5 protein-coding genes and 1 pseudogene are annotated in these 6,516 nt (G+C 33.9%); all 6 read right to left on the bottom strand.

Features of this window, described 5'->3' with window-relative positions:
- A partial coding sequence (locus BLV40_RS24150; RefSeq protein WP_139265606.1) for a helix-turn-helix domain-containing protein occupies nucleotides 1-286 on the bottom strand: 286 nt, incomplete at its 3' end.
- A gap of 95 nt (nucleotides 287-381) precedes the next feature.
- A pseudogene (locus tag BLV40_RS24145) lies at nucleotides 382-901 on the bottom strand (zinc-binding dehydrogenase); the annotation flags it as partial.
- A 112-nt stretch (nucleotides 902-1,013) separates the two neighbouring features.
- Nucleotides 1,014-2,414, bottom strand: coding sequence for a hemolysin BL regulatory component HblB (locus BLV40_RS24140; RefSeq protein WP_090694596.1), 1,401 nt, complete (start codon nucleotides 2,412-2,414; stop codon nucleotides 1,014-1,016).
- 231 nt (nucleotides 2,415-2,645) lie between these two features.
- On the bottom strand, nucleotides 2,646-3,773 hold the full coding sequence (locus tag BLV40_RS24135; RefSeq protein ID WP_090694593.1) for a hemolysin BL binding component B: 1,128 nt from the start codon (nucleotides 3,771-3,773) through the stop codon (nucleotides 2,646-2,648).
- Between the two features lie 30 nt (nucleotides 3,774-3,803).
- A complete protein-coding gene (locus BLV40_RS24130; RefSeq protein WP_090694590.1) occupies nucleotides 3,804-5,033 on the bottom strand; it encodes a hemolysin BL lytic component L1 in 1,230 nt (409 codons plus the stop codon).
- Nucleotides 5,034-5,103: 70 nt separating this feature from the next.
- Nucleotides 5,104-6,423 (bottom strand): hemolysin BL lytic component L2, encoded by a 1,320-nt coding sequence (locus BLV40_RS24125; RefSeq protein ID WP_026592791.1) that lies wholly within the window; start codon nucleotides 6,421-6,423, stop codon nucleotides 5,104-5,106.
- Between the last annotated feature and the right edge of the window lie 93 nt (nucleotides 6,424-6,516).

The following is a 6,516-nucleotide window of genomic DNA, read 5'->3' as shown; positions in this document are numbered from 1 at the left end:
ATCTGCGAATTATTTCATGAGATGGAATATTAAAAATTGCCGCCGTTTCTCTCATAGATGTCCCTTGTTTCTCCATATAATTAAGCACATCTAGTTTATACTGAAGCGAATAAGTTGTATAGCGCTTTTCAAAAGCTTTTTCCCCAAAGGCCTCATATTGTTTAATCCACTGATAAATTATACTAGAATGAATCCCTAGAGATTTAGCGATTCTTTTCCCGCCATCTACCCCATCAAAATATTGTTTTACTATTTGTAGTTTTTCTTTAGAAGAAAACTTACTCATAAAAAAGTGCACCTCCAATTGTTAAGTGTGTCTAACAATTGGGGTGCACATCAGGATAAGGGCGTCTTTTTTCATATATTTAGATAGATCCGATATTATAACGCCTTCACAATTGTTCTTCCCTTTAATTTCCCTTGCAGTATAAGGTCAAATTTATCATTTACTTCTTCTAATGTGCATTCTGTCGTATAAGGTAATAAGTTTAGATTTTTCCACTCATCTCCTAATATTGAGCAAATCTGCTTTCTTAATATCATTGGACATTGTACAGAATCTACTCCGAGCAAATGAATGCCACGCAGGATAAATGGATATACGGAAGTTTTAAATTCATGTCCTGCAACGTTACCACACGTCGTTACACTTCCTCCGTATTGAAAGTGGTTGCTAATGTATTTCTGCCAACTGTGTCAATTACACCCGCATAAATTCCTTTAAACATCAGTTTTCCAGATTGATCATTTATTTCATCTCGATGAATAATTTCTTTCGCACCTAAATGAAGCAACATTTCTTTCTCTTCCATTTTTTCAGTCGCAGCTACTATCTCATATCCTAAGTGCGCTAAAATGCTAACTGCGCTAAAATGCTAACTGCGACACTTCCCATTCCGCCTTTTCGACGTACAATGAACTTCAACAATTACTAGCCTCTTTCTAAACATTTCTCTTCATTTATCAACCTGTTTATACTTTTTTCAAACTTTGCAACTGAACCCTTTTCGGGTTCAGTTCATTATATTTTCTACTTTGTCTTTATATACAACGTATTCTTTCCCATCCACTACTGCTACCACCGCAAATTCATCTTTTGGATTGAATGAAAGCCAGTCAGCCCACATGTTTGTATTTGGTCCTCCACTCCACATATTATGAACAGTATTTTTAGTTAAATTCATAACTTTATAAGACGCATTTGGTGCATTTGTTCCAGTCTTTATTTCAAATGTGTATGCGTTATGAATTTTTTTATAAAAGTAGAAAACGTTTGATGGACGAAGCTGATTCATAAGATCCTGTTCTTTTTTCTCTGCAATTTTCATTCCTTCTTGTAATGTGACAACATCTGTTTTTAATGTTTTCCAGCTCTCTTTAGCTGCATCCAAGTTAGGTTTCAAGAATTTAAATTTATTTTGATCCGCTTTTTCAGATGCCTTATCAATATGTTCCAGCACTCCTGAATATTTAGAATCTAAATCATGCCATTGCGCGGACATATAAGTAAGAGAAGTAATGGCTTTATCAATTGCACTATGCATATCACTAATATTATGAAACGCAACTCCAACTACACGATTTAATGTTATTTTATAATCTACAGTCTGACGTAATTGTGATAATAAAGGCTCTAAACTTGATAACTTACTTCTTGCATCACCTATCATTATACCACCAGCAATCATCGTGGGGAAAAAGGGGATTTTCACCATTGTCAATCCTTTAGATTCTATGCCTTTCTGATAGTTTATATCCGCTAAAACTTCATCTAAACGCTTTTGGTCAGTCTCCACATCAGCACCTTGGTTTTTTAAAATCGATTGTAAAGTCTCTTTATGGCTTCCAAATGCTCTAACATCTTCTCCAATAGCGTCTTTTAATTTAGTTAATTCTTCTATTAATGCTTTTGCAGACTTTTGGTTTTGTTGAATTCCCCCCCATAAATCTGTAATCCCTTTTTTTAAAGTATCTCCATTCCCTGTATTAATCGCTTCTACTAATGTTCCATAATAATTTTCAAATGTTGTATCGTATTCAATAATGCCTGTTAATGTATCTAAAAGCTGTTTTTTTACTTGCGTATTCCATGTAACAGCATGTTCTCTAGCGTTCTTTTGATCTTGTGCAATTTTAATAGGTAAATCTGCATACCCATTAATAGTAATTCCTTCAAAACTCACATCTGGATTATTAATTAACAAATAAGAATATTCATTCATAGATTTTGCAAATAACCCAGCATCTTGCAAAGCTTTTTTCATCTGCTCTTCATTTGCTGAAAGAGATATATCTCCATTGTTCGTTTGTTCAATTTCACTTGCAAAAGTTGCTACTGGTGTAACTGCATAAGTTGTTGTAATAGTTAAAAACGTCGATACAGCGAGTATTTTGTAAGGAATTTTTTTTATCATTTCATATTCCCCCTATGTAGGTTTTGATTATAGGTTCTATTCCTCTTTAAAAATAAAATGAGTTCTGCATCTTTATGAATATCATTCAAAGAGAATTTATAGTGAAAGGCGAAGCCCTTAATCAGACTCCGCCTTTTCGGTGTATTACAAATTGTTAAATTACTATTTAACGATTTATCCCTAGATTTTCTATGTTTTTTTAGGCGATTTTATAATAGAGCCGATCTTTCCCTATTGTTGCGGAGTAACAGGTTCTACTTTTAATTCTTTAATCCCTTCTTTTAATGTGACAGCATCCGTTCTTAATGTTTTCCAACTGTCTTTAGCAGCATTCAAGTTAGGTTTTAAGAATTTAAATTTATTTTGATCCGCTTTTTGAGATGCAGTCTCAATATGTCCCAGTACTCCCGAATATTGAGAATCTAAATCATGCCATTGCGTGGACATATAAGTAAGAGCATTAATAGCATCATCAAGCGCACTATGCATCTCATTAATATTATTATGCGCAACTCCAACTACACGATTTAATGTTGTTTTATTATCTACAGTCTTACGTAATTCAGCTAATAAAGGCTCTAATTTGCCTAAATTATCTCTTGCTACACCGACTATGATACCACCAATTATCGGTAGGCCTAAAATGGCACCTTTCATTACATTAAATCCATCAGACTCTAATTTTTTATAATAGTTTACTGAGCCTAAAACTTCATTTAAGCGCTTTTCATCAGCCTCAACATCAGCACCTTGGTTTTTTAAAATCGATTGTAAAGTCTCTTTATGGCTTCCAAATGCTCTAACATCTTCTCCAATAGCGTCTCTTAACTTAGTTAATTCTGCTATTAAATTTTGTGCACCCTTTTGGTTTTGTTGAATTTCACCTCGTAAATCTGTAATCCCTTCTTTTAAAGTATCTCCATCCCCTGTATTAATCGCCTCTACTATTGTGTCGTAATAATTATCAAATGTTGTATCGTATTCAACAATGCCTGTCAATGTATCTAAAAGCTGTTTTTTTACTTGCGTATCCCATGTAACAGCATGTGCTCTTGCATTCTTTTGATCTTGCACAATTTTACTAGGTAAATCTTCATACCCATTAATCGTAATTCCTTCAAAGTTCACATCTGGATTCTTAATTAACATATAAGAATAGGCATTCATAGATTTTGCAAATAACCCAGCCTTTTGCAAGGTTTCTTTCATCTTCACTTCATTTGCTGAAAGAGACGTATCTCCATTGTTCGTTTGTTCAATTTCACTTGCATAAGTTGCTACTGGTGAGACTACAGAAGTTGTTGTCATAGTTAAAAGCGCCGATGCAACGATTAATTTGTAAGGGATTTTTTTCATCATTTCATATTCCTCCTATATAGGTTTTGATTTTTAATTCTTTGCTTCTTGTGTAAAAGCGATGTCTTTCGAAATGAATTCTGCATCTTTATGAATATCACTCCAACTTTGTTTAGCAGCTTTTAAATCATCAAGTATTAAAGAGAATTTATGTTCTTGCATAGAGTCGATATTATCATGTAAATCTGTATAATTAGCCCCCATTTTATTCCATTGTTGTTGGATATTTGTTAGAGACATTATCGCTTGATCCACTGTTTGATATAAATCTGTCAAAGTTGCTTTCGCGTTAGTAAGCGAAATAACTGCTTGGCCAGCAAGATCGGCTTTCGTACTTAGTTCACCGATTTTTTTAGAAATTTCGTTATAGGAGTTCATATGATTAGACGCCGTGACACCAGATGCTGTTCCTAAACCGATACCAGCTGCACCGAGAGCTGCAAGGCCACCAACAACAGCTGGTGTTGCTGTACCGCCAGTCACAACAATTACTACTCCTCCTGCGATGGCTGCAGCAACTAAAATGAATGCTCCCAATCCACCACCAATTGACCATGCTAATACATTGTTAAAATGCTCTGTCTGAGTAGAACGTAGCTTCTCAATTTCAGCTTGAAGTTGTGGAATCAGGGCATTATTTCCAGCTAATAGTGCCGTTAATCCACCTTGTCCATCTGGGCCACCAACATTATTTTTAAACCCTGTAGAATTGTCATACAGTTTTGTTTTGAAGTCTTGTAACATCTTAATTACTTCTGTAACTTCTTTTGAATTTGTATTAATTGTAGTGATTAAATCATTCAAACCCTCTTTTAACTCTGCTTTATCTTTCTTTTGTACAGCAGCTTCCAATATATCGTAATAATTTTTAAATTGTTCATCGTAATTTACAATATTACGTGCTGTTTTTTGAATCTTCGGCTTCGCTGTATCTAACCAATAATTTGCATTGATTCGTGACAGTTCCTGATTAAGGTGAATATTTTTAATTAATTCTGCTCCTTCTGAACCCAAATCAATATTGGATAAATTTATATTTGGTTGTTTAATCATTGTTTTTGCGTACAAATCCATTACAAGAATATGAGATCCTGTTTCAGCTAATGCTTTCTTCAGCCCTTCAGGTCCTAATTCATAATTCCCTACTTTTTGTTCTTGAGCGGTCTGTTCTTGTGCAAGTACATGAATAGTGTTACCGTTAGTAGTAGTTATAAGTGTTGCTAGAGTGGCTACAGCTAACACTTTAAATGGAAGTTTTTTCATAACTATTCTCCTTCTCAGTTTTTTGATAGATTCTTATAATCTTTAAATTATTTTCATTGAATTCATAATATTAAAACTTATTAGCTTGCTCTTCAAGGTAACTTGTTACATTTTTTAATTGTCTTAATGTATCTTTTTGAGACTGTTGATCAGTTGTATCAACATTAGTAGATAATTTTGTAATACTATTTTTGATTAGATTCAAATCTTCTTTATAGCGTTTTAGTAGGTCAAGTTCTACATCCACTTGATTTGCAAATGTATGTAAATCATTTTGCATAATAAGAAGCATTGATTTTTGTAAATCCGCTACTGTTAGGTTCTTTGTTAAATCATAAAATTTTTGGTTTTGTGTCTCTAAATCATCTAAATGTGCTCGCTGCTCGGCTGTTAGTTTATTTACTTCAGCGAAGGCACTATATGTGCTCTTAATTTTTTCAGGGTCAATAACTTTCGTAAGGTCATACTCTTTCGTTTGTGCAGCTGCTGCTGCTGCTATTTCACCTTGTTTGCTTTTTTCAATTGCTTCACGAGCTGCTTTTTTAGCCGATTCAATCTCTAGAGCAGATTTACCCTGTTCTTTCGCTTCTTGCTCTGCTTTTTTCTCTGCTTCTAAAATAGAGTTGTTAATTTCTTTTCCTTTGTTATACGCTGCCACCGCCGTTTGAGCAGCCGGTTCAATAATATCTTTTGCAAGACTATAGATCTCTTGGAATATCTTAAGTCCTTGTTCATTTAAAGCTCCTGGTAATAATGCTATCTGTTGTAAATCATCTTGAATTGATTTTTGGGTATTTAGTAATTCATTTTTTAGCTGGTCTATTTTCCCTGTTCCCTCTGAACTTAGTACACCCTGTGCTTTTGTCACGTCAGTATCGAGATCTTTAAGCTTTGTATCAAGCTGTAATTTAAGATCTGTTAATTCATTAATCTGACGTTGTACGTTTTCTTGGTTTGTCGTAGCTTTATCTTGGAGAACTTCAAGTCTATCCAAGAACCCTTCTTTATCTTCTTTATTGTCTACAAACTGTTTTAATGCTGGGTAATAGCTATTAAATTGCGTTACAAATCCTTTACTTTTTGAATTTAATAGAATTAATTTTGGATAAAGTTCCGATGACCATTCGTTCATATCTTGTTTGATTAGGGATTGGTTCGTATTTAAAGATGGAACTTCCTCTAGTTGTACATTAGGGCTCATTAAAGCTTTATCTATATATGTTTGAATTAATTTAGATTGTGCACCTAATTTTCGTAATGATGAGGAAATATCCATGTTTTCCTGTTGCGTTTCTGCTTGAACGATTGGTGTTGCGAGAGTATTAATAGGAATATTCACTCCAGTAACAATGGATGTTATTAAAAACCCTGTAAGTATTTTATGTTTCATTCAGTACACCTCTTTACTATTGTCTTTTACAATTTTATTCATACATCTTGAACGCCCTAGCGCTAGGCTCTCTTCTTGCACATGCTTGAGGAA

This window comes from Bacillus sp. 166amftsu (genome assembly GCF_900107445.1).
Classification (GTDB): domain Bacteria; phylum Bacillota; class Bacilli; order Bacillales; family Bacillaceae_G; genus Bacillus_A; species Bacillus_A arachidis.
The sequence above is the reverse complement of the archived record's forward strand: the minus strand, read 5'-3'. Positions and strand labels throughout refer to the sequence as shown.